A 23,006-nucleotide genomic window follows, 5' to 3' on the forward strand; every position below is an offset into this window, starting at 1 on the left:
TTTCAATTTAGTTTTTCCCTAACAGTGCCTTGGGATCGCCAAAGCTGAAACCTCTTTCCCGGAGTTCGTGAATGACAACCGGCAAAGCATGCTTCATATTTTTTTCCGCCTTAATCGAATCGTGAAAGATGATGACCGATCCCGGGCGGGCGTTTTTCAGTACATTTTGGCTCACCTGTTCGGGATTCTTCCGCGTGTCAAAATCACAGCTGATGATGTCCCACATGATGAACCGGTATGCTGCTTTCAGTTTTTTAAACTGCCGAATGCGCAGCAAGCCGTGGGGTGGCCGAAAAAGCTTTCCGGGAATGTAGCCGGCTGCTTTTTCAATATTTTCGTAATACGTGCTGTCGTCCGTTTTCAGCCCCTGCATATGGTTGAAGGTGTGGTTACCCACCAAATGACCTTCATCCTGCACCCGTTGAAACAATCCGGGATAGCGCTGTACATTTTCCCCCACACAAAAGAAACAGGCTTTCAGCTTTTCCTTTTTTAGCAGCTCGAGCACCCATGGCGTAACTTCCGGAACCGGCCCGTCGTCAAACGTCAGGAAAACTTCCTTTTGTTTGGTTGGAACCCTGAATACTGCTCCCGGAAATAAACGGGTTAGCAGGTAGGGCAAGCGGATCCGGGGATGAACGAATATCATTGACGCTGGCTGCTGTATTGTCCTAAATAATTATTGAACTGATCCGTTATTTCCTTTGCTAAATCATCCTGGTTGTACTTGGACGAGATCATTCCCATGTCGCGCAGGAAGTACAGGATCCGCTGCATCTCTTCATCAACCGACAGTTGCTTGTCGCTGTCCAGATCCAGGTAATAATCCATTTCTTGCTTATACGATTCAAAAATATTGCGGATCAGTGCCTGCCCTTTTTCGATTGCTCCGGCTGCAAAATAATTGTCTGCTGTTTGCTGCGAAAAATAATTGTACGGAACAACCGTGTTTGGAATCAATTCGAGCTCTTTATCTAATACCTGGATGGCCGAATCATTCTTGTTCTCCTTAATCAGGCTTTCGGCCAGGCGGTTGAAATTATTCCGGATGTTGATCATCATGCGCTGGTTGTTCTCGTCAATATAAACATTCGGGTTGTTCATATTTCCCCATTTAAACGTTTCCATCATGTTCTCATACATCGTATTGGTGTTGATCGTTCCGATGTACATGCCGTTTGACGGCGTTTTTACAGGCGTGAAACGGTAGGCAAAACCTTCGAGCTGGAAGTAATCCTGCAAGCCCATGTATTTATCGCGGCCAACAGTGATGGCAAAATACAGCGGACGTTCCCAGTTGGAGTTGGCCAGCATGTCAAGTACCATCAACTCATCTTTCACGATGTAGTTTTTGCCACTCAAATCGATGAAGATGGTGTCAACAATCTGATCGTAGAGTTCCGGCGGAACAACTTTATTGCGAATGACTGCTTCTTTATCAACTTTGATAAATAATTTTTTCGTTGGAATGTAAGCGGCATTATCTGCTTGGGCCAATTTGGTTCTCGGATCGCTGTCGCGAACAAAGTCCATGGCTTTCGACAATTCAACCGGGCCTTTAATGCGAGGATCATTCATCAGGTAAACCACATCGCGGGTTCCCTGAACATACTGATCGTGGGTAAATTTGATTGGTAGCGGTTCCGATTCGTAAGCTTTGCGCGTCATTTGGTCCACATACCAGTCGGTTTGCAGGTAGCTGAGGTTACAAACACGCATGTCGGTGCGAACGCCTTCAACTTCCTGGTTGTACCAAAGCGGGAATGTATCGTTATCACCATTGGTGAAAATAACGGCATTGGGGGCGCAACTATTCAGGTAGTTGGCACCAAAATCGCGGCAGGTGTAGCGGTCCGACCGATCGTGGTCGTCCCAGTTCTGGGCGGCCATCAATATCGGCACACAAAGCAGTGTGATGAGGGAAACGCCTCCGGCAACAACAGTATCCGGCAGTTTTTTGCTGAGCCACTCGTATAAGGCCAGCACGCCCAGCCCAACCCAGATGGCAAAGGCATAGAACGAACCGGCATATGCGTAGTCCCGTTCACGAGGCTGATGCGGCGATTGGTTCAGGTAAATAACGATGGCTAATCCAGTCATAATGAACAGGAGCATCACCACCCAAAAATCTTTTTGGTGCCGTTTATAATGAAAGAATGCGCCAATCAATCCCAGCAGTAAGGGCAGGAAATAATAGGTGTTTCTCGCTTTATTGTTTTTGTATTTATCGGGCAATGTTTTTTGATCTCCAAGGCGGGCCGAATCGATAAAGTTGATCCCGCTGATCCAGTTTCCGTTCAGAATATCTCCTTGCCCCTGAATGTCATTTTGGCGACCAACAAAGTTCCACATGAAATAACGGAAATACATGTGAACAACCTGGTAGCGCAAAAAGAAGGTGAGGTTTTCACCAAAAGTCGGTTGCATGATGGTTTTAGCTTGTCCATCGTCGCCGGTTATTGTCACCGGTTTTCCCTTAATGCCAGCCCATGCCTTATAATCTTCAATATGGTCGGGTTGTTTGCTGTACATCCTCGGGAAAAAAGTGGTCAGGCTTGAATCGTAATTCGGCGTCTGGCGGACATCGGCCACCACATATTTACCATCTTTTTGAATGTAATAGGGTTTACCTTTTGAATAAGGTTCGCGGCTATCGAGTGGCGTGGTGTAATACTGACCAAATACCAACGGACGATCGCCGTATTGTTCGCGGTTCAGGTAACCCAGCAGGGCGAAAACGTTGTCCGGGCTGTTTTGATCCATAGGCGTATTGGCCGACGAACGAATAACAATCATCGCGAATGATGAATAACCAATCAGGATTACGGTAATGGAAACCAGGATGGTGTTGAATAAAGCTTTCTTCTTGATGTAGGTATAATAAATTCCGAAAATCAACAGGCCAATTAACAGGATGGCATAAATGATGGCGCCGGTGTTGAATGGTAACCCGAACCCATTGGTGAAGGCCAGCTCGAACCAGGACGCCACAGTAATTACGCCGGGGATAATACCATACATCAGCACACCGAGCAATACGATCGAAAGCACGAAACTGATAATAATTCCGTTGCGGGTGGTTTTATATTTCCGGAAATAATAAACAAATACAATGGCCGGGATAGCCAGCAGGTTCAGCAGGTGAACCCCGATTGACAGGCCAATCATGTAGGCGATGAAGATAATCCATCGGTTGGCATAAGGTTCATCAGCTTCGTTCTCCCACTTCAATATCGCCCAGAATACAATGGCGGTAAACAACGACGAGGTCGCGTAAACTTCAGCTTCAACAGCCGAGAACCAAAAGGTATCAGAAAAGGTGTAAGCTAAAGCGCCAACGACACCACTACCTAAAATAGCGATTGTTTGCCCCAGGCTGGGTTCATTGTCGAACTTCAGCATTTTTTTTGCCAGGTGGGTAATGGACCAGAAGAGGAATAAAATAGTCAATGCACTGGCAACTGCCGACCAGGAGTTCATCAGCTTTCCGGCTTGACTGGCATCGCCAAACAGGGTGAAGAAACGTCCCAGAATCATGAAGAATGGTGCACCCGGCGGGTGGCCAACTTCTAATTTAAATGAGGTAGTGATAAACTCGCCGCAATCCCAGAAACTCGCTGTTGGTTCAATGGTTAGCAAATAGGTAATGGCAGCTACGACAAATACCACCCAACCGGTGATATTATTCAGCATTTTGTAGTTCTTCATTTGCTCAATAATTTCATTTTAAGGTCGCTGACCTGATTCAATATTTTTAAGTCGTTTGATAAGCACGTTTAAAACTGAAAGCCAAAGCTAGCGGATGCTGTCTGAAATCTCCGGATTTTGGAGCGAAAACCGCATGCTAAGTTTTTGATTCCTAGTGCATGGGTGCTTGTGAGACGCACGTAGTTTGGCCAATTTCAATTTTTATGTTTGCGAAGATAGTACATTCTTTCAACTGTCGCCAATTCGATCTCCAAATTAAGGCATTTTAACAGCTCCTTAAACAGGTTTAAATCTTCAGCTTAAAATCGAAATACCGGTATGAATGACTATTTTTAGGGCTGCAAATGGATGAGAATGGAGATTAAAGTTTTAGGACCGGGGTGTGTGCGTTGTCGCGGGTTGGACTCGCGGGTACGCAAGGCGGTTGCCGAAATGCAGCTGGATGCCCTCGTGACCAAAGTCGAAGATCTGGCGGAGATTATGCGCTACGGAATTCTGCAAACACCCGGTTTGGTGATTGATGAACAAGTGGTCATGACCGGGCAATTGCCGACCTATACCGATTTGAAGTTGTTTCTGCAAAAATACCTGGACGAGAACCCATGAAGAATTTCCTCGCAATATTGTTGCTGACCGTTGCTTTGAGCGCTTGCCAGCGGAAACCGGCTTTCGTAGCCAGCGAGCCGAAAATGCCCGAAGCCGGGCAAACTGCCGTTTATTATTTCCGTACCAACTTTATTTGTGAAACCTGCGAAGCGGTTGAGGACATTGTTCAGGATGAACTGGATTCCAAATTTGCAGAGGAGCTTAAATCTGGGAAGTTGGTTTTCCGGCAGTTGAACCTGAATGATAAGGAAACCGCCGATTTTGCCCTGCAGTTCGATGTGGTCTTTAAATCGCTGCTGATTCTGAAACCCGACACAGTGATTAACCTCACCAATGAGGCATTCTTGTACGCACTTCCCAATCCCGGTAAGCTGCGGCATTTGTTGGTTGAGAGTTTGGAGGCTGTCAATTCGGAGGATTAGTTTTTCTTGAATTCGTTTCAGAGTCTGTAGATGAGTTGCTGCGAGTTAATCGCCGGGGCGTTGCCCCAAACCCCACCTGCTTTTTTGTCTCTTAAGAAACACGAAATTTTTAGCAAATTTGTTAGCTGTAAGACTAGGCCTTTATGAAAAATTAGACAAGGCCGATTTAAGCGTTAGTGAAACCAATGCAACAATACTTGACCAACTTACTCGATCAATCTGCCTTCCCGTTGTGGTCGGCTTTTTTGCTGGGGGTGATTACTTCGCTTGGCCCCTGTACGCTGACCACCAACATCTCAGTGGTTGCGTTTATTGGTAAAGAAGCGCAGAGCCGAGGCCGGGTTTTCCTCGGTGGATTGGTCTACACGCTCGGTCGTGCCGTTAGCTACTTCCTGGTTGCCCTGCCTTTTTACTTTGGAGCCGAAGCGTTGAACCTGACAGCTTTTTTAACCCATTATGGCGAAATGCTGATCGGGCCGCTGCTGATCGTGGTGGGTGTGGTGATGCTCGACTGGCTGCCGATTCCCTTTCCGGCGTTTTCCGGCTTGAAAACGAAATTGGAGCATGCCAGTCCCAGCAGCTTCTGGTCGCACTTTTTGCTGGGGTTGGTTTTTGCGCTGGCCTTTTGCTCTTACAGCGGAGTGATGTACTTTGGCCTGCTTTTGCCGATGACCATTCAATCCTCGGCGGGCCTGCTTTTACCTGTGGCTTTTGCGGTTGGGACAGGCATCAGCGTCATTCTGTTTGCTGTGCTTATCGCCTTTGCTTTCCAGGCGGTCAACCGTTGGTTTGTGCGGATCCGGCAAAGCGAGATCTGGTTGCGGCGGGTGGTCGCTGTTGTATTTATCGGGATTGGGATTTACCAATTGGGGCGGGTACTGGTGTTTTTGTGAAACCTGAAATTCCCGGATGACGCGGCCCCGGAGCAGGTTTGACCCGTCCCTGACGAGTTTATCTGGTCCCCCGAGCATCGTTGACCGTCCCCTGCGCGATTTGAGCCATCCCCTGTGAAAAATGAGCGTCCCCTGCGGAAAGTGACTCGCTTAACGACTAACATTGACCGCTCCATGAGCAATTTCCCACAGTTCATGACGAGCGTTATCCCGTCCCTGAGCAATTTCTCGATTCCAATCGGCACTTTTCGTGCTGCCCCAAGCCAAATTTTTGACTCAACCGGCTTGGGAAAGGCGCCCATCGGCAATTTTTTTGATTTCATCGGTCAGGTTGGGTTTCCCCGAAGCAGTTTTTTAGATTTCCGAGCCAAAGGGGAGCCGCCCATCAGCAGTTTTTCTGGTTTCACGAGTCGATTGCTCTGGCGCCGGGGCAGCCTTTTTGGGAAAATAAAAAAAGGGGCTGGGAGCATGTCCTGATTTTTTCTAAAATTCTAATCTTTCCCTTAAGTCACTAAGCTGGCAAGAGTATCCTCCAAAAACAACTCCTTCTCCGGGTTGGTGATACCGGCCAGGACAAAGTTCTCAGACACGACTCTGCCTTGGTTTGTCACGAGGCACGCTGGCAGCGTAGGTTGGAGCTAAATATTTTTCACGCAAGTTAGAGCAGGTCCAGCAACGAAAGCATTTCGAAAGCGCGGGTCTGTGATCCTTTCAGATGGGTAATATCTCCCAAAACAATCACGGTTTGCCGGTTTTCTGACAATTTATCAAAAAAATGAGCTTGTCGTATGCGGGAATTTACCCATAGATTCTTATTGTATATTATGTCATGTTTCTTAGGCTGCTGGATATTAGCTCCTTAGTGAGTATTTGTTCAATTTCAGTATAATCACCACTTGATTGAACTCCAAATAAGGAGGAATTTTGGCTTAACGCAATTCGGTAATACTTCAGTCAAGAAAACTGAGAGGCTTACTACAATAGTTTAAACCCCAAATTCCATTTACCATGAAAAAATTATTTTTACTTGCTATCGTTTCTGTATTCCTGTTTGCCAGCTGTGAAGTCGAAGATTCGGATCCAGGCATGACAGGCAAGTTTCAAGGGAAAATTGCTTCTCTCTTAATTCACGGCGAATATACAATTGACGGAAGTCGTTGTGCCACGATTAAAGTGACTGCCGGTGCAACCGACAATGAGATTATTTTTAATGACTACTACGGGGCGGCAATTCGCGCCATTTTGGTCAATAGCAGTTTTACAATTCCTACGCAGGAAGTGACTTATGAAGGGATAACTTACAGCATTTCGGGCAGTGGATATACGACCAAAGACGGTATGTATTTCTCGTCAAGTGCAATCTTTTACGTTGAAGGAGTACTCTGGGAAAAATCAGAATCAGGAGATTTAAGCAAACTATAAGACGACTGCAATTAACACAATCCGAATTCGCTCAATGATCGATATTTGGTGCAGCAGTTTACTACGCTGTCGTGGATCTGCAATTTGACAAATTGATGAGAAGGGCACCTCTGAAGGGGGTGCCCTTCTCGTTTAGCTAAAATTTCAAGCTTAGTCTTTAGCGGAGAAGTTGGGTTTTCAGCGGATAGAGTGTTCAAGGAGCCTCTGAGGCTTAGAATAGCTTGGATGTAATACGATTTAACTGGTTGTGATCATCTGTTAGCATAATTCACACGAACGAAATCATTGCCTGCTCATTGTTTATCAAAATAGTAGATGGGTGTATTGCTATTCTTCCTCATTTCCAGTATCTTTTATTGAAAATCACCTAAAAAGATTCGAATTATGAAAACAGGATTTATTTTATAGGTTGTCGTCTGTCTTATGGTGGCTGGTTCGGTCCAGGCACAAGAGGAAAGTGTTAACATTGAGATGGAAGATCTTCTTCCAACACTCTGGAATTTATCAACTATTCAGAGTTTCTTTGAAATGCATGATGTTACTTATTATCCGGAGATTTTGAATGAGCCGCTGAAGGCTAAAGCTTATGAAGGAGATCATAAGATTGCTGCCAATATGGGGGTTTACATGACTGATTTAGCCTACACCGTTGGTACAGAAGGTTATGCTGTTGGCAACCCCAGTTATGGTGCTTTAATGGAGTTGGCAGATAAAGAAGGATTAGCCGAGGAATTCCCCGATTTAATTATCGAGCGCTATGCGGACAGCGATGCAACGGTTGATTCGCTCATGCAGATGTTCGATAATATGCTGGAAAACGGAGAAAAGGAAATGTCGGGAAAAGATATAAAGGAGTTCCACGATTTCATCATCATGGGAAATTATATTGAGAAACTGTATGTCGTAGCTGAGTTGGTGGAGAAAAACAGCCGGAGCGGTTCCGATTACGAAGCGGCCAAAAACTTAAATCGCGAATTGTTATTATTTATGGCGAAACAGGGGGATAATTTGGATGAATTGTCGAAACTGATGATCGGTTACTCGTCGAATGTGGTTGATCACAAAGATCTTCAGAAGCTCGTTGTCGACTACGAGCAATTGAAAGCAAAGAAGGATCAGCTGATTGAGCTTAGCGCTGATGAAATTTACAAGCATCCACTCGTAAAAGACATCGTTGAAAATATTACCAAAGTAAGAACGCGTGTGGTTGAGTAAGTCGATTGATTCAACCGGCTTTCCACGTCAGCGAATAATAGAAAAAAGGGCACCTGTTGCAAGGGTGCCCTTTTCTGTTAAAATCCCAATCTCCCTTTAGATCGTTAACCAGGCAACAGCGTCCTCCAAAACAGTTTTAGATCTTCATCGATTGATTGTGATCCCGGTAATGGGGAAGTTCTCTACCAGTGCGCTAGCCAAGTTTGGCGACAGGAATGTGGCGATGTTGGGCGGAGCTGAAAAACGAATAAATACGCTTCGTAGTAGTTGCTATGGCGCCCCACAAAAGCAAATATTATCTGCGCTTATCTGCGTTAACCGTGAATTATATCGTACCTTCTATTTTTTAAGGATTCACGAGTATGAATTTTACAGCAATAGAAAGGGCAAGTACATGTGTTTCTCACCTGAAGCCAGTTTTGCCAGTGGTGCCATCATCACGGCGATTGGTTTTGCCACGGTAAAAAAAGTGCATCATCCGGCACAGCTCGTCTTTGCAGGGATTCCGTTATTTTTTGGGGTCCAGCAAATCGCGGAGGGTGTCTTGTGGCTGAGCCTGCTCTCCGGTGGATCTGAAACAATACGGATATTCAGTACTTACTTTTTTCTGATTATGGCCGAAGTCATTTGGCCGTCTTTAATTCCGCTCTCGGTGTTCCTGATGGAGAAAAATGAAAAACGGAAAAAGATTTTACGTGGATTGTTATTTGCAGGAATGCTGTTGTCCGGCTATTATGCCTTTTGTTTGCTATCGTATTATGTATCGCCCCGGATCGTTTATTTTCATGTTCAATACAATAATGATTTCCCCACTTCATTGGCTCTGCCGGCGTTTTGTTTGTACCTGATTGTAACCATCGTCCCGCTTTTTGTATCCGAAGTTCGAAAAACCAAGTGGCTGGGGATTTTGATGCTTCTGTCGTGTACGGTGACTATCCTGTTTTTCAGGCAGTATCTCACCTCGGTGTGGTGTTTTTTTGCAGCGTTAATCAGTGGGGTGGTGTACTGGATTCTCCATTCGTCAAAGGAAAAATTTAAGTTGGGTAAAATCCAATTTTGACCGCTATTCCGGTGAGAAAACTGCTTAAATCCGTTATCGTGGATTTACTAGCCGGGCTTTGTTTTGGAACAAACAAAAGCAGAAAGGGCACCCAAGCGGATGCCCCATCATTCTTACACTAAAAAATCCCAATCTTCCCAATAATCTAAAAATTATGCTTCTGATGGTTCCAGGAACAACTTCATATCTTCATCGACTGATGTAATACCGGCAATGCCGAAGTTTTCAACCAGTACGCTGGCTACGTTTGGCGACAGGAATGCCGGCAATGTTGGTCCGAGGTGAATGTTTTTCACTCCCAGAGAAAGCAGGGCCAACAACACAATCACCGCTTTTTGCTCGTACCAGGCAATGTTGTAGGCGATTGGCAGGTCGTTTACATCTTCCAGTTCAAAAATCTCTTTTAATTTCAGTGCGACCACTGCCAGTGAATACGAGTCGTTGCACTGTCCGGCGTCGATCACGCGAGGAATCCCGTTGATGTCGCCCAAAGGCAATTTGTTGTAACGATATTTGGCACATCCTGCAGTCAGGATCACAGTGTCTTGCGGTAGTTTTTGTGCAAACTCTTCATAGTAGTCGCGGCTCATCATGCGGCCATCGCAACCAGCCATCACAAAGAACTTGCGGATCGCACCGGTTTTCACGGCTTCAACAATCGGCTCGGCCAATGCAAAAACCTGGTTGTGTGCAAATCCACCAACGATTTCACCCTCTTCGATTTGAGTAGGAGCGGCACATTTTTTTGCATGCTCAATAACTAGCGAGAAGTCTTTCATTTCACCTTCTTTGCGATCCGGAATGTGGATGGCGCCGGTTAATCCGCTGGCTCCTGTTGTGTAAATTCGGTCTTTGTAAGATGCTTTTTCGAGTGGTGGAACAATACAGTTGGTGGTGAACAGGATCGGTCCGTTGAAGGATTCGAACTCTTCTTTTTGTTTCCACCAGGCGTTTCCGTAGTTACCAACCAGGTGTTCGTATTTCTTGAATTCAGGGTAGTAGTTGGCCGGCAACATTTCGCTGTGGGTGTACACATCCACGCCGGTGCCTTCAGTTTGTTTCAGCAGGTCATCCATGTCGCGCAGGTCGTGTCCTGAAATCAGGATAGCTGGCTTGTTCCGAACACCGATGTTTACTTTGCTCACTTCCGGATTTCCGTATGCGCTGGTATTGGCAGCATCCAGCAGGGCCATCACATCCACACCGAATTTACCGGTTTCCAGCGTCAGGCCAACCAATTCGTCAACCGACAAATCTTGTGTTGTTTTCGCCAGGGCTTCCATCATAAAGTCGAAAATCTCTTGTTTTTCGTGTTTCAGGTTATAAGCATGTTCGGCATAAGCAGCCAGGCCTTTCAAACCATAAATGATCAATTCTTTTAAAGAACGAACATCTTCGTTTGCTTCACTCAATACACCTACTTCTTCGGCTTTCGCTTCAAATTCGTCGCCGGTTGAGGCGGTCCAGTGCAATGAATCATGGTCGCCGATCAGCAGTCCTGCAGCCGCTACTTTACCTTTCAGTTCGTCACGGAATTTCAAGGTTTTTTTGATGCGAATAACGAAGGCTGTGTGATCGAAGTTCGCATTGGTAATGGTGCTGAACAAACCGTCGAATACCACTTTGTTGGCTTTCTTGTCAGCCTGACCAACCGTTTTTAGCTGGCCGTTCAAAATTGAAACGCCTTTTAGAACGAACAGGAGGGTATCCTGTAAATTCGCTACATCACTGGTTTTTCCGCAAACTCCTTTGATCGTACAGCCGATTCCTTTGGCCGCTTCCTGACACTGATAACAAAACATGTTTTCCATTTGATTCGATTTTATATTTTATGATTTTTTTGACAATAGAATTCCAGGCCTCCCTTTTGAAGGCTTTTAGAGATTCAATAAAATGAATGATTGAAGTGATAAAGTCGGGGCCGCGCTCCCCGACTTATCTTAGGTTAAATCCACTCTTCAGACAAAATATCTCCGCGAATACCGATCACGATTTCTTTCACCGGAACCTTGCGTTTAGCTCGTTCGGTGGCCATTTGAACCAGGTGACTGAGTCCGCCGCAGCAAGGGACTTCCATAATGGCGACCGTGATGGTATTGACTTTCGACTCGTCGATGAGTCGTATAATTTTTTCGAGGTAAATCGATTTTCCTTCGTCCAGCTTCGGACAGGCGATGACTAGTTTCTTGCCTTTGATGAATGATCCGTGGAAATCGCCGTGTGCAAAAGCAGTACAGTCGGCAGCAATCAGCAGGTCGCTTCCCTGGAAGTAACCCGCAGCCGGGTTGATCAGGTGCATCTGTACCGGCCATTGTTGCAACTGGCTTTGTCCACCTGCAGAAGGAGCCGCTTGGGGTGCCATCATAAATGCCGGTTTCTCGAAACTCACCGGAGCCGATCCGGGACATCCGCCGCCGCATCCTCCGCTTGTTGCCGCAGCTTCGGGCTTGCTGTTGTGCACCGCACTGATAATTGTCGGAACATCCAACTCAATGTGATCTTCGTTGGCTTTCAGGTAGCCGACAGCCTCTTTCAGAAAACCTGTTTCGTTGTGATCCTTCAGGTGTTTCAGGTGAGCAATCACCGTGTTGGCACCTTTGGGAATCATTTGCTGAATGACGATCGTCTCGTCGTATTCATCCGCTTCACGCTTTTCAATTTCCAAAGCTCCTTGCGGGCAATGGCCCAGGCAGGCTCCCAGCCCGTCACACATCAGCTCGCTAACCAACCGGGCTTTTCCATCTATAATTTGAAGTGCTCCTTCGTGGCAGTTTGGTACACAGTCGCCACATCCGTTGCACAAATCTTCGTCTATTTTAATAATTTCGCGTATCATCTTGTTTTGTTTTTCAGGTTACTCAATGTGCAATCAATCTTTTCTTCGTCACTAATTCTTCGTTCCTTGCGATTGAATTACAGAACAAAAATAGGCTGTTGCTGTTAGCAAAAGTGTACCAAATGTTACAAACCGGAACTTTTCTATGCTAAATTTCGAATTACTTATCAAATCCCCGGTTTTTATGGGGCTCAACGCTGTTCAATTGGAAAAAATCATGGACGGAATTCATTTTCAGGTCCGTCGTTTCGATAAAAATGAACAAGTGGTATATGCCGGAGATTCTTGTACAGAATTGATGTTGGTACTTTCAGGAAGTGTGAAAGGCGAGATGGCCGATTATACCGGGAAAACCATTAAAATTGAAGACATTGAAGCCCCCCGCCCTCTGGCTGCTGCTTTTTTGTTTGGAAAGAATAACCGGTTTCCGGTGAATGTGATTGCCAATGAGGCCGTGAGCCTGCTGTGTATTTCGCGTCCTGAATTCCTGAAAATTTTGCAAAAAGACCAGCGCATTTTGACGAATTACCTGAACTCCATTTCGTCGAGGGCCCAGTTTCTGTCGTCTCGTATTAAGTTTTTGTCGTTTAAAACCATTCGCCAGAAGATTGCCCATTACCTGCTGGAGCTAGCGGGTGACCGTTTGGCTGTCGTTGAATTGCCGCTCTCGCAGGCACAATTGGCCGAGTTCTTTGGTGTAACCCGTCCGGCTTTGGCCCGTGCCATGGGAGAACTGGTTGCTGAAGGACTGGTCCAAACGCAACGCCGCACCATCCGCATTTTGGACAAGCAAAAGATGAATGACCTGCTGAAGGGATGATTGCCGAGTGTTCAGTGATCAGTCTCAGTTTTCAGTAAATATTTGCACTGACGCATTTAAAATCAATTTTCGTTCGTCGAAATCGAATACGGTTTGCTGTCTTTTGCAATTCCCCATTTTTTATTGGGTTTTGCTGCCATATTGAAAACCAGCTCACCGCCTTTCATCAAATCCTCGTGAGTGATGAAGGTTTTGTCATAGGACTTACCGTTCAGCGTTACCGATTGAATATAGATGTTCTTTTCGCTCAGTTTATTGGCTGTAACGGTGAATGTTTTGCTATCGCCAACTTCAATCACAGCTTCATTTACACAAGGACTTCCAATCACATATTCATTCGTTCCGGGGCAAACAGGGTAGAAGCCCATGCTGCTGAATATATACCAGGCCGACATCTGTCCGCAGTCGTCGTTGCCGCATAAACCATTGGGTGCCGGATTGTATTTGGTGTTGATAATATGGTGAATCTTCTCTGCGCTTTTCCAGGGGACGCTGGTCCAGGCATACAGGTAAGGAACATGATGGCTGGGTTCGTTGCCCTGCACATAACCACCAATAATGCCAACCCGGTCAATATCTTCCGATTCTTCAAAAAACTCATCAGGCAAGTGCATTTCAAAAAGCGAGTCCAGGCGTGAAATGAATTTCTTTTCGCTACCCAGAAGACGAATATAGCCGGCCACATCCTGCGGCTCGTAAAATGAGTAGTTCCAGGCATTGCCTTCAATGTAACCTTCACCGGTTGTTTGCAAGGCATTAAAGTTTTCTTTCCAGCTGCCATCGGCATTCTTTGCACGGATAAAGCCTACTTCCGGATCGAACAATTTTTTATAGGACTGGGCACGTCTAAGGTAGGTTGAAGACTCGTCTGTTTTGCCGAGCGACTGTGCAAATTTGGCAATGGTCCAGTCGTCGTACGCATACTCAAGTGTCAGCGATGCCGAGTTGTTCACTTTGTCAAAGGGCACATAGCCGTATTGCATATACTCTCCAATGCCGTCGTAACTTTTGTGCGTCGACGATTTGATCACGGCTTCGAAAGCTTTGTCGATATCGTAGTCCCGGATTCCTTTCATATAAGCATCGACAATGACAGGCACGGCATGGTAGCCAATCATGCACCAGTTTTCGTTATTGAAATGTGACCAAACCGGTAGCAGATGATGTACACTTTGCTCGTAATGTTTGATCATGGACACCACCATGTCGTTGGCACGTTTAGGTTGAAGAACCGTAAAAAGCGGATGCAGCGCCCTGTATGTATCCCAAAGCGAGAACACCGTGTAGTCGGTAAAGCCGTCCGCCTGGTAAATATTGCCGTCCAGCCCGCGGTATTTGCCATCCACATCGTTGTAAGTAATCGGGTTGATGAAGGCGTGGTAGATGGAGGTGTAAAAAGCCACCATCTTATCATGATCGGCCTTGATCTGAATTTTCTCCAGTTCTGTTTCCCAAGCCAGATGAGCTTCGGCTTTCGTTTTTTCAAAATCCCAGTCCGGGATTTCGGTCTGCAAATTATTCAAGGCGCCTTCGGTACTTACAGCTGAAAGCGCAAATTTGATTTTCACCGGTTCTCCGTCGGTCACATCAAAATCAAAGTAGTTGACCATGTCGCGCGCTTCCATTTGCGGGAAGTTTTTGGTCTCGTCGAACTTGCGCCAAAAACCTTTGTAAAGCAGTTTTTCATCACTTTTCATCCCGTATTCTTTTATCGGTTTCGAAAAGCTCATGGCAAAATAAAGGTAGCGGTTCCGGGCCCATCCGCGCGTGATCCGGTAGCCGGTTACAAGCGTATCATTTTCAACCCGAACTGACGCCCAGATGACTTTGCCCGGGTAGTTGTAGATGTTGTAATTCATATCGAGAATGATATGTCCGGTGTCGGTTTTCGGGAATGAGTATTGGTGCAATCCGGTATGGGTGGTCGTGGTCAACTCGGCTGTGATGTCGTAGTCTTCGAGTAAAACTTTGTAGTATCCCGGGGTTGCAGACTCGTTTTCGTGGCTGAATCGGGAGCGGTAACCGGTTTCCGGATGTTCGGCTGTTCCGGGATTGATTTGTAATTTCCCGGTAGTCGGCATAATCAGAAAATCACCCAGATCGGAGTGCCCTGTTCCGCTGAAATGCGTGTGTGCAAAGCCAACAATGGTCGGGTCGGTATATTGGTAACCCGCGCAATAGCGGTACACTTCACCATTGTAGTGACCGTCGGCGCTGTAGGGAATCGTATCCGTTTCGGGACTCAGCTGAACCATGCCGAATGGAACGGTCGCGCCTGGGAAGGTATGCCCCATTTCCTGCGTACCAATAAAGGGGTCCACATAGTCACAAAGATCATCCGAAGGCTGTGCCTTCAGCATTGCAAAACTTCCAATAATTGCAGCTACAAGTAATAAGGGTTTTCTCATTCTGTATTGTTTAATCATCAAGTTCAGGCAACCCGGTTGATGGTGTTTCAAATTTAAATTTCAGGATTTGCGGTGTATTCCTTCCACAGTTCGGATGGATTTTTTCCGGTTAACTTCACCCAAATATCGGCAGTATATTGGTGACTGCGCATGATTTTATCCATCTTTTCGATAAACCTCCGGTTTTTGTTTTTGACGATCCACGCAAAGAACCGGGCAGTTACCCGGTACGAATTATCAAAGTTTTGTTTTTCGGTAACTTTCGGAAGCGACCAGTTGGCCCCGGCATTGTCAAGCCCAAATTTGAAGCGCACGTAATCTGCAATTCCTTCCGTGATCCACCACGGGCCGTTGGTATTTCCGTAGGCTTGAACAATGTGCATCACTTCGTGGGTGACCACATCAATGTCGCCGGGATGCTGGGCGAACCAACGTGGATTGTAGACCACCCGGGCCTCTGAGGTGGCAGCAACACCATCATATTTTGGATCGATAACAAAGGTAACCGTACGGGCCGATTTCGGGTTGAACTTTTTGCACATCGGAGGATACACCTCGAAGAAAGTTTCCTGAAGTATTTCAGCAAGTTCAGGGTTGAAAGAAGGTTCCTGGTTGATGAAAACCAGCGTGTACCCGGAATGTTGAATGGTCACGCTGTTGCTGGTTGTGTCGGCAGTTTGAGCTGAACCAACAAGTTGCGAAAGGCTTAAGAAACACAGCAGAACGAATCCAGTTTTTATGCTCATGGATGGGTTTGTTTAACGGTTAAAAAGACCGGGACGATCGCCATTGGCCGAGTTCAGTAAAACTAAAAAGGTTTTACTGTTGCGGTTTGTTTTTCGAAACGAATATTGCCGTCCCCGGGGAATTATATTCTCTTTTACAATACGCCTTGAGGTTTGTTTTTACTCATAAACAGTTCGCACATTTGGAACTTTTACCGGCAGTCGCACTTTTATAATCGGTATTTTTGTGTGAAACGATTTTTTAACTTCGATAAAATGAAGAAACTACAAGCTGGGAAACGACATTTTTACCAATTCGACCAATTCCCCGAGGAAGGGTTGTTAAATTTCTGCTCGAGTAAGTCCGGTTGGGGAGGTGATGGGAATTGCCGGTTTACCGGGGACTCGCCGACTATTTTTGCCGATTACCGAAGTGAGTTGGCGGAAAGCCTTGGCTTGCAGGAAAAGCAGTTTGTATTTCCCCGGCAAACACACAGCAACAACGTTGCCGTGGTACGGGAAGCAACAACTGAGGCTGATATTCCCGATACCGATGCTTTGATTACAGATGTCCCGGGTTTGTGTATTTGCGTGCAAACAGCCGATTGTGTTCCTGTTCTTCTATACGATCCTAAACAGCGGGTTGTGGCTGCCATTCATGCCGGTTGGCGTGGAACAGTCGGTAAAATTGTGGCCAAAACCGTGGAGATGATGCAGGATCAGTTTCAGTCGAAAGCTGAAAATCTGCTTGCCGGGATCGGTCCGTCCATTTCAGCTCCAAACTACGAAGTTAGCGAAGACGTGATTCAACAGGTGAAAAATGAATTTTCAAATCATGAGGCGTTGTTAACAGCTTCCGGAAACAACGGAAAAGCTTACCTGGATTTGTGGCACGCCAATAAATCGTTATTGCTCGAAATGGGGGTTCCTTCGCAACAGATTGAGGTGATGGGCTTTTGTTCCTTTGGAGAGAAGGATGAATTCTATTCCGCGCGAAGAGAAGGTGCTGAAACAGGGCGTATGGTATGTGGAATCATTCTATTTTAATCTCAACATATGTTGATATCTATCAATCTTTTTAGATTGATAGAGCCATATAACTTGGCTAACTTTCCGCCTCAAAAAATTGACTAATCAACCTATGAGAATTTTAACGTGGAAAAAAATTGTTTTGGCAGGAAGTTTCTGCCTGGCAATGATTGGGGCGCAGGCAACTGATGGCTACTTTGGAGTTGGATATGGAACCATCAATAAAGGGCTGGCCGGCGCCGGTATAGCTTACTATCAAGGATCATTAATTAACGGAAACCCGGCAGGGGCTGTTTTCCTGGGGAAAAAGTACCAGGGATCCTTAAACTTCTTCAACCCAAACCGGAAATTTACTGTTGCTGGAAATCCTTCAGGAATGGATGGGACTTTCGGACTGATGCCCGGAACTGTCGAGAGTGACAGTAAGTTGTTCCTGATGCCTTCTTTGGGTGCCAATTGGATGATTGGCGAGCAATCGAGTTTATCTGTTGCTATTTTCGGAAATGGAGGGATGAATACAGACTATCCTTCAGCTGTGTTTTATGACCCAACTTCAGAAACAACAGGAGTGAATCTGGCACAAATGTTCGCTGATGTCACTTATTCGTTCAAAATCGCTGAAAATCACAGTTTAGGTTTGTCTGGCGTATTGGCTTACCAATATTTCGAAGCCAAAGGGCTGACTGCATTCTCGATGTTTTCATCTGATCCTGCAAACCTGACCAATAACGGTAAAGCCGGGAGTACAGGTTTTGGTTTTAAAGTGGGTTATATGGGAAAATTAGCTGAAGGGTTCACGATTGGTGCCATGTATCAAAGCAAGGTATTGATGAGTGAGTTTGATGAATATGCCGGCTTATTTGCTGAGCAGGGGGATTTTGATATTCCTGCCAGTTGGACTGCTGGTTTTGCCTGGGATATTACAGATGCTGTTTCGGTGATGGCTGATGTGAAGCAAATTTTCTACGGAAATGTCAAGTCAATCGCGAATAGCATGATGCCTAATCTAATGACCGCTCAACTTGGAGCAAATGAAGGAGCTGGTTTTGGATGGGAAGATGCAACAATTGTGAAACTGGGTGTTTCTTGTTCGGCACTGGAAAAATGGATCTTCCGTGCCGGTTATTCCATGGGTGACAATCCTGTTCCCAAATCGGAAGTGATGTTTAATATTTTAGCGCCCGGGGTAATTAGCAATCAGTTGGCTTTTGGATTCTCCAGAGATTTAGGAGAAAAGGGAAGTCAGTTTCATATGGCAATAAATTATGCACTAAATAACGACGTGACCGGTTCAAATCCTATGGATCCGGGACAGACGATCAAATTAGAAATGAATCAGCTTGAAGTGGAATTTGGTTTTTCATTCTAAGCGTATTTGAAGGGTATATTCGTGAAAGTAAATCAGGCTCTGCTGTGCGGCAGGGCCTTTTTTTGTTCCCGCGAATCCCTACCTTTGCGACCATAATATACGGGCAGGTGGCATCTCCCTGCCGTAGAAAGTTAAAAAAATGCACAACGAACTACTTTGGCTGGCCATGCTGCTGGCAAACTTCCTGTTGATTATTACAGCTTTTAAGGTCTTCGGTAAATGGGGGCTTATCATGTGGATTCCTATTTCCGTCATTGTGGCGAATATACAGGTTATTCAAACGGTGGAATTATTTGGATTGGCCGCAACACTGGGAAATATTGTTTATGCAACCTCCTTTTTGGTGACTGATATTCTTTCTGAAAATTATGGGAAAGAAGAAGCGAAGCAAGCGGTCTGGATTGGCTTTTTCAGCTTAATTTCGATGACTTTGTTGATGAATCTGGCGCTTTATTTCTGGCCATTGGCAGGCGATGAATTCGCTGCAGTTACGCATGAATCGTTAAGTACAATCTTTGAGTTGATGCCACGTATTGCAGTTGCCAGTTTGATTGCCTACTTACTTTCTCAACGACACGATGTGTGGGCTTTTCATGTTTGGAAGAAGCGCTTTTCGGAGCCTCATCAGTTGTGGATCCGGAATAATCTGAGCACCATGGTTTCGCAATTGATCGACAGTGTGACCTTCACTTTTATCGCTTTTTACGGGGTGTTTGAGTGGCCTGTTTTGTGGGAAATCCTAATCACGACGTATTTCCTGAAATGGATTGTCGCGGCAGCCGATACACCCTTCGTATATTGGTCACGTCTGATTCACCGCAATGGTAATTTTGTGCTGAAAGAATCAGGTTCGCCAGAACCAGTTGGTGAATAGGGAGAGTACCGGGAAGATTTCCAAACGTCCTAACAGCATCGAGAAGGAGAGCAGGTACTTCGAACTGTCGGTGAGCATCGAAAAGTTCGAGGCCGGGCCTACCAGTCCAAACCCGGGACCAATTCCACCCATTGTGGTTAAGATTGATCCAAATGAGGTGGACCAATTGTTGCCAAGCAGCATCATGATGAACGTTCCGGCAACGACAACACCGTAATAAATGATGATGAAATTCATCACACTGGCAACCTGCCCGGTGTTCAGAACTTTATTGTTGTACCGCACATTGAACACGGCATTCGGATGCAATACCCGTCTGATACTGTTGCGCAAATACTGAAGGTTAATGACGTGACGAATTACTTTCACCCCTCCACCTGTTGATCCGGCACAGGCACCGACCAGCATCAGGAAAGCCATTAAAATAATCCCCTGAATCGGCCAGATCAGGTAGTCGGCGGTGGCAAAACCAGTCGCTGTGATTACCGAAACAACCTGGAAAAACGAATCGCGGAAAGCCTTTTCGAAAGTGATTTGCTGACTGTTGTACAAGATGAAAGTCAGAATAAATCCGACGCCAATAATCACTTTCAGATACAGGTGCAGCTCCTGGTTTTTGATCGCCTGTTTAATGCGTCCTCTCAATCCCAGTACGTGCAAGGTAAAGTTGATGCCGGACAGAGCCATAAAAATGATGATGACATACTGAATATAGGGCGAGTAGTCAGCGATACTGGTGTTTTTGGTTGAAAAACCTCCGGTGGCGACCGTGGCAAATGAATGACAAATACTATCGAAAAGCGGCATGCCACCAAATAGCAACAGGATGGTTTCGACGATTGTGAATCCGACATAAATCATCCAGATGTTGCGGGCAACATAGCGCACCTTGGTCGATATCTTTTCTTCAACAACCACCGATGCTTCGGAGCTAAACAGTTGCATCCCGGTAATTTTCAAAAAAGGCATGATGGCAATCACCAAGACAATAATCCCCATTCCGCCAATCCAGTGCGTCAGACTTCGCCAGAACAAAATGCTTTTGGGAAGCGCTTCAATATCTGTTAAAATTGACGATCCGGTTGTTGTGAATCCGGACATCGATTCGAAATAAGCATCAACAAAGTGCGGAATACTTCCTGTTGCCAGGTACGGAAAAGCCCCGAACAGCGCCAGAATTACCCAGCCAAAGGATGCAATGACCAAACTTTCGCGAACACCCGGTTCTGCAAAGCGGTATTTGCGGGTGGTGATATTTAAAACAGCGCCAATGCAAAGTGTCAGCAAAATGGATCGCATGAAATCGCCGCTAATATTTTCTTTGTAGATCAGGGAAATCAGGAGAGCCGGGAGCATGAATAATCCTTCGAACAGAATAATGATCGAAATGATATGCGAAATAATGAAAATATTTATTTTGCGGTGCTTCAATTTGTTCCCCCGGATTTGTTCCAAATTTATATCAAGCTAATCTAAGCTACACAATTCTACCTGCAATCTTAATTTTACTTTAACCCAAACGGTGATAGATGACATGTAGCCCGCTTTTATTTGGCGGGCACGAAATTATAAATTCTGGCTTTGCTCTGTTCGCCGGACAAGCTCTTTTCTGATTCAGACGGTTTAATTTAAGAGCACGGTAACATGAAGCCTGATTCTAAAAATCGAAATTGTTCGGATCGGGAACGATTCGCTCATTTTGATCCAATGCATCAATCTTCAGGATGTCTTCTTCAGACAACTCAAAGTCGAAAGCGTTCAATGTTTGCTGATAGCCTTGGTCCGAGTTCCATACTTTCGAGGTCAGGAAAATATCTTCGCGGGGAACTCCGCTTTCCTTGATTGCTTGTCCAACGCCATTTTCGTTTTTGTAAACCGTTGCGGTGTCAATGCTCCGGTAGCCGGTTTCCAGTGCATATTTTACGGCATTGTTGACTTCATCTCCATCTTTCGACAAGAATACGCCGAGCCCAAGTACGGGCATTTCCAAACTATTACTCAAGGTAACTGTGGGATGTTTCATGAAATTCAACATTTAATTTTTAAATGGATACTATAGCAAACGAAGTTGAGAGAAAAATGTTTTTCCATCTTTTAAACACGAAACTTTGAATAACGAAGGTAGAAATGTAATTTCGGCTAATGGCCGGTTTTTTTCTTTAAAAGTAAGTTTTTGAACATCATGGCCGAATGGGTGAAATAATTACTTTTACCGCCGTTTTTCGGCTTGAATAATTCGTGGCAGTTGAAAAGATAAAGAGGGGTTTGCCACGCCATTTTGAGGCTTTTTAATTTGGGCTGAAAGACACGAAGACAAACACTGGAAATCGCATTGCAATAACAAACAAATTGAGCATTTATGAAAGTCTTTAAATTCGGAGGGGCATCGGTAAGTTCGGCTCCTGCAATTAAAAATGTAGCGTCTATTCTTGAGATGCATCCCGGCAAAAAGGTGATGGTTATTTCCGCGATGGGAACAACAACAAACGAGCTGGAGTTGCTGGTTCGCAGTTATTACAAGAAGGACCAAAAGGCCGGAGCAATCCTGCAGCGAATTAAAGATTATCATACCGGCGTGATTGCCGAACTGGGGATTGAGGCGAAAAACCTCGGCCAGGTTAGCCAGTTGTTTGCAGTGCTGGAAGAACGAATCAAAAAGATGCCCTCGCTGCATTTCGATTACGAATACGACCAGGTGGTTTGTTTCGGAGAGCTGATCTCCACCGCAATTGTGTCGGCCTATCTGAATCAAAACGGGACGCCCAACAAATGGCTCGATGTCCGCGACAGCCTTCGTACCGACGATACTTACCGCGAGGCACTGGTCGACTGGAAGTGGTCGGGCATGCTGGTCAACAACAGTTTCACCTTCAATGGCGTTGATTTGTACGTTACGCAAGGGTTTATCGGATCAACAACGACCAACCAAACGACAACGCTCGGGCGCGAAGGATCTGATTTTTCGGCGGCTATTTTAGCCAATTTGCTGAATGCCGAGAGTGTGACCATCTGGAAGAATGTACCCGGTGTTTTGAATGCCGATCCGAACGATTTTACCGATACCGAAAAGCTTGAGGAGCTGTCTTACAAAGAAGCCATTGAGTTGGCTTATTCCGGTGCGAAGGTCATTCACCCGAAAACGATTAAACCGCTTCGAAATAAAAATATTCCGCTCTTTGTTCGTCCGTTCGATTTCCCCGAGCAGGCAGGGACGGTCATCAAGGAGATTGATTACCAACTGGACCTGGTGCCGGTGTACATTCTGAAGAAAAAGCAGGCGCTGATCACTCTTTCACCCGACGACTTCTCGTTCGTTGGCATTGATGAGTTGTCGGAAGTGTTTAGCTTTTTCAAATCGAACCGCATTAAAGTGAACCTCATACAGCAATCGGCCATCGACCTGTCGTTGTGTGTTGATGAACCGGAAGTGGGGCTGGAATCGCTGGTAATGGAGTTGCGCAAGAAGTTCGATGTACGTTACAATACCGGGCTGGTGTTGGCGACTATTCGCTTTTACGACGATGAGTCGTTAGCGAAAATTGCGAAAGACCGGGAAGTGCTGATGGAGCAGAAAAGCCGCCGTACGGTGCGGATGGTTTTGAAATAGTTTGCGAACATC

Annotated in this window: 20 protein-coding genes; 12 read left to right on the forward strand and 8 right to left on the reverse strand. The window is 45.7% G+C overall.

Features of this window, described 5'->3' with window-relative positions; translation table 11 throughout:
- Nucleotides 1-7: 7 nt before the first annotated feature.
- Together GJV22_RS15560 and GJV22_RS15565 are read right to left on the reverse strand one after the other, a co-directional pair.
- On the reverse strand, nt 8-649 hold the full coding sequence (locus GJV22_RS15560; RefSeq protein WP_163715814.1) for a polysaccharide deacetylase family protein: 642 nt from the start codon (nt 647-649) through the stop codon (nt 8-10).
- Nucleotides 646-3,708, reverse strand: coding sequence for a glycosyltransferase family 117 protein (locus tag GJV22_RS15565; protein ID WP_163715816.1), 3,063 nt, complete (start codon nt 3,706-3,708; stop codon nt 646-648). Before GJV22_RS15565 ends, GJV22_RS15560 begins: the two co-directional genes overlap by 4 nt.
- Nucleotides 3,709-4,062: 354 nt before the next feature.
- Between GJV22_RS15565 and GJV22_RS15570 the strand changes: the two genes are divergently transcribed.
- The 7 genes from GJV22_RS15570 to GJV22_RS15595 all read left to right on the forward strand — a co-directional run bounded on the left by GJV22_RS15570 (nt 4,063) and on the right by GJV22_RS15595 (nt 9,326).
- A complete protein-coding gene (locus GJV22_RS15570) occupies nt 4,063-4,314 on the forward strand; it encodes a thioredoxin family protein (RefSeq protein WP_163715820.1) in 252 nt (83 codons plus the stop codon).
- On the forward strand, nt 4,311-4,736 hold the full coding sequence (locus GJV22_RS15575; RefSeq protein ID WP_163715823.1) for a nitrophenyl compound nitroreductase subunit ArsF family protein: 426 nt from the start codon (nt 4,311-4,313) through the stop codon (nt 4,734-4,736). The genes GJV22_RS15570 and GJV22_RS15575 overlap by 4 nt, the downstream gene beginning before the upstream one ends.
- A 185-nt stretch (nt 4,737-4,921) precedes the next feature.
- On the forward strand, nt 4,922-5,629 hold the full coding sequence (locus GJV22_RS15580; RefSeq protein ID WP_163715827.1) for an aromatic aminobenezylarsenical efflux permease ArsG family transporter: 708 nt from the start codon (nt 4,922-4,924) through the stop codon (nt 5,627-5,629).
- 174 nt (nt 5,630-5,803) lie between these two features.
- Entirely contained in the window at nt 5,804-6,106 is a 303-nt protein-coding gene (locus tag GJV22_RS22190) for a hypothetical protein (RefSeq protein ID WP_205461905.1), read from the forward strand.
- Nucleotides 6,107-6,637: 531 nt separating this feature from the next.
- Entirely contained in the window at nt 6,638-7,051 is a 414-nt protein-coding gene (locus GJV22_RS15585) for a hypothetical protein (protein ID WP_163715830.1), read from the forward strand.
- Nucleotides 7,052-7,522: 471 nt separating this feature from the next.
- Nucleotides 7,523-8,266, forward strand: a complete 744-nt coding sequence (locus tag GJV22_RS15590) for a hypothetical protein (RefSeq protein ID WP_163715833.1) — start codon at nt 7,523-7,525, stop codon at nt 8,264-8,266.
- Nucleotides 8,267-8,435: 169 nt separating this feature from the next.
- On the forward strand, nt 8,436-9,326 hold the full coding sequence (locus GJV22_RS15595) for a DUF6629 family protein (protein ID WP_163715836.1): 891 nt from the start codon (nt 8,436-8,438) through the stop codon (nt 9,324-9,326).
- Nucleotides 9,327-9,478: 152 nt separating this feature from the next.
- On the opposite strand, the gene hcp is transcribed toward GJV22_RS15595, so the two are convergent.
- Both hcp and GJV22_RS15605 read right to left on the reverse strand, forming a co-directional pair.
- Nucleotides 9,479-11,137 (reverse strand): hydroxylamine reductase, encoded by a 1,659-nt coding sequence (gene hcp / locus GJV22_RS15600; RefSeq protein ID WP_163715839.1) that lies wholly within the window; start codon nt 11,135-11,137, stop codon nt 9,479-9,481.
- 134 nt (nt 11,138-11,271) lie between these two features.
- Nucleotides 11,272-12,162, reverse strand: a complete 891-nt coding sequence (locus GJV22_RS15605; protein WP_163715844.1) for an ATP-binding protein — start codon at nt 12,160-12,162, stop codon at nt 11,272-11,274.
- A gap of 184 nt (nt 12,163-12,346) precedes the next feature.
- On the opposite strand from GJV22_RS15605, the gene GJV22_RS15610 reads away from it, so the two are divergent.
- Nucleotides 12,347-12,982: a Crp/Fnr family transcriptional regulator gene (locus tag GJV22_RS15610; RefSeq protein WP_163715846.1), complete on the forward strand. Its 636-nt coding sequence runs from the start codon at nt 12,347-12,349 to the stop codon at nt 12,980-12,982.
- Nucleotides 12,983-13,044: 62 nt separating this feature from the next.
- On the opposite strand, the gene GJV22_RS15615 is transcribed toward GJV22_RS15610, so the two are convergent.
- Together GJV22_RS15615 and GJV22_RS15620 are read right to left on the reverse strand one after the other, a co-directional pair.
- On the reverse strand, nt 13,045-15,390 hold the full coding sequence (locus GJV22_RS15615; RefSeq protein ID WP_163715849.1) for a GH92 family glycosyl hydrolase: 2,346 nt from the start codon (nt 15,388-15,390) through the stop codon (nt 13,045-13,047).
- A gap of 53 nt (nt 15,391-15,443) precedes the next feature.
- Complete coding sequence (locus GJV22_RS15620; RefSeq protein WP_163715852.1) at nt 15,444-16,136, reverse strand: basic secretory protein-like protein; 693 nt, start codon at nt 16,134-16,136, stop codon at nt 15,444-15,446.
- A gap of 255 nt (nt 16,137-16,391) precedes the next feature.
- Between GJV22_RS15620 and pgeF the strand changes: the two genes are divergently transcribed.
- The 3 genes from pgeF to GJV22_RS15635 all read left to right on the forward strand — a co-directional run bounded on the left by pgeF (nt 16,392) and on the right by GJV22_RS15635 (nt 19,387).
- Nucleotides 16,392-17,162: a peptidoglycan editing factor PgeF gene (pgeF, locus tag GJV22_RS15625; RefSeq protein ID WP_163715855.1), complete on the forward strand. Its 771-nt coding sequence runs from the start codon at nt 16,392-16,394 to the stop codon at nt 17,160-17,162.
- Between the two features lie 94 nt (nt 17,163-17,256).
- Entirely contained in the window at nt 17,257-18,513 is a 1,257-nt protein-coding gene (locus tag GJV22_RS15630; protein WP_163715858.1) for an OmpP1/FadL family transporter, read from the forward strand.
- Nucleotides 18,514-18,652: 139 nt separating this feature from the next.
- Nucleotides 18,653-19,387, forward strand: coding sequence for a queuosine precursor transporter (locus tag GJV22_RS15635; RefSeq protein ID WP_163715860.1), 735 nt, complete (start codon nt 18,653-18,655; stop codon nt 19,385-19,387).
- Here GJV22_RS15635 and GJV22_RS15640 read toward each other — a convergent pair.
- Both GJV22_RS15640 and GJV22_RS15645 read right to left on the reverse strand, forming a co-directional pair.
- Nucleotides 19,358-20,842, reverse strand: a complete 1,485-nt coding sequence (locus GJV22_RS15640) for a TrkH family potassium uptake protein (protein ID WP_163715862.1) — start codon at nt 20,840-20,842, stop codon at nt 19,358-19,360. The genes GJV22_RS15635 and GJV22_RS15640 overlap by 30 nt on opposite strands.
- Before the next feature lie 202 nt (nt 20,843-21,044).
- Nucleotides 21,045-21,410 (reverse strand): aldo/keto reductase, encoded by a 366-nt coding sequence (locus GJV22_RS15645; protein ID WP_163715864.1) that lies wholly within the window; start codon nt 21,408-21,410, stop codon nt 21,045-21,047.
- A 336-nt stretch (nt 21,411-21,746) separates the two neighbouring features.
- Between GJV22_RS15645 and GJV22_RS15650 the strand changes: the two genes are divergently transcribed.
- Nucleotides 21,747-22,994 carry an aspartate kinase gene (locus GJV22_RS15650; protein ID WP_163715866.1) on the forward strand — a complete coding sequence of 416 codons (1,248 nt, stop codon included), beginning with the start codon at nt 21,747-21,749 and terminating at the stop codon, nt 22,992-22,994.
- The last annotated feature ends 12 nt before the right edge of the window (nt 22,995-23,006 follow it).

The sequence above is a fragment of the Mangrovibacterium lignilyticum genome (assembly GCF_010882175.1).
GTDB classification, from domain to species: domain Bacteria; phylum Bacteroidota; class Bacteroidia; order Bacteroidales; family Prolixibacteraceae; genus Mangrovibacterium; species Mangrovibacterium lignilyticum.

What these genes read in the sequence shown, in the direction of transcription:
- GJV22_RS15595 (WP_163715836.1), top strand. Translation starts at nt 8,436, where the DNA reads ATGGGGAAGTTCTCTACCAGTGCGCTAGCCAAGTTTGGCGACAGGAAT.
- GJV22_RS15650 (WP_163715866.1), top strand. Translation starts at nt 21,747, where the DNA reads ATGAAAGTCTTTAAATTCGGAGGGGCATCGGTAAGTTCGGCTCCTGCA.
- pgeF (WP_163715855.1), top strand. Translation starts at nt 16,392, where the DNA reads ATGAAGAAACTACAAGCTGGGAAACGACATTTTTACCAATTCGACCAA.
- GJV22_RS15605 (WP_163715844.1), bottom strand. Translation starts at nt 12,162, where the DNA reads ATGATACGCGAAATTATTAAAATAGACGAAGATTTGTGCAACGGATGT.
- GJV22_RS15585 (WP_163715830.1), top strand. Translation starts at nt 6,638, where the DNA reads ATGAAAAAATTATTTTTACTTGCTATCGTTTCTGTATTCCTGTTTGCC.
- GJV22_RS15565 (WP_163715816.1), bottom strand. Translation starts at nt 3,708, where the DNA reads ATGAAGAACTACAAAATGCTGAATAATATCACCGGTTGGGTGGTATTT.
- GJV22_RS15635 (WP_163715860.1), top strand. Translation starts at nt 18,653, where the DNA reads ATGCACAACGAACTACTTTGGCTGGCCATGCTGCTGGCAAACTTCCTG.
- GJV22_RS15590 (WP_163715833.1), top strand. Translation starts at nt 7,523, where the DNA reads ATGGAAGATCTTCTTCCAACACTCTGGAATTTATCAACTATTCAGAGT.
- GJV22_RS15575 (WP_163715823.1), top strand. Translation starts at nt 4,311, where the DNA reads ATGAAGAATTTCCTCGCAATATTGTTGCTGACCGTTGCTTTGAGCGCT.
- GJV22_RS15615 (WP_163715849.1), bottom strand. Translation starts at nt 15,390, where the DNA reads ATGAGAAAACCCTTATTACTTGTAGCTGCAATTATTGGAAGTTTTGCA.
- GJV22_RS15610 (WP_163715846.1), top strand. Translation starts at nt 12,347, where the DNA reads ATGGGGCTCAACGCTGTTCAATTGGAAAAAATCATGGACGGAATTCAT.
- GJV22_RS15560 (WP_163715814.1), bottom strand. Translation starts at nt 649, where the DNA reads ATGATATTCGTTCATCCCCGGATCCGCTTGCCCTACCTGCTAACCCGT.
- GJV22_RS15645 (WP_163715864.1), bottom strand. Translation starts at nt 21,410, where the DNA reads ATGAAACATCCCACAGTTACCTTGAGTAATAGTTTGGAAATGCCCGTA.
- GJV22_RS22190 (WP_205461905.1), top strand. Translation starts at nt 5,804, where the DNA reads ATGAGCAATTTCCCACAGTTCATGACGAGCGTTATCCCGTCCCTGAGC.
- GJV22_RS15580 (WP_163715827.1), top strand. Translation starts at nt 4,922, where the DNA reads ATGCAACAATACTTGACCAACTTACTCGATCAATCTGCCTTCCCGTTG.
- hcp (WP_163715839.1), bottom strand. Translation starts at nt 11,137, where the DNA reads ATGGAAAACATGTTTTGTTATCAGTGTCAGGAAGCGGCCAAAGGAATC.
- GJV22_RS15570 (WP_163715820.1), top strand. Translation starts at nt 4,063, where the DNA reads ATGGAGATTAAAGTTTTAGGACCGGGGTGTGTGCGTTGTCGCGGGTTG.
- GJV22_RS15620 (WP_163715852.1), bottom strand. Translation starts at nt 16,136, where the DNA reads ATGAGCATAAAAACTGGATTCGTTCTGCTGTGTTTCTTAAGCCTTTCG.
- GJV22_RS15630 (WP_163715858.1), top strand. Translation starts at nt 17,257, where the DNA reads ATGAGAATTTTAACGTGGAAAAAAATTGTTTTGGCAGGAAGTTTCTGC.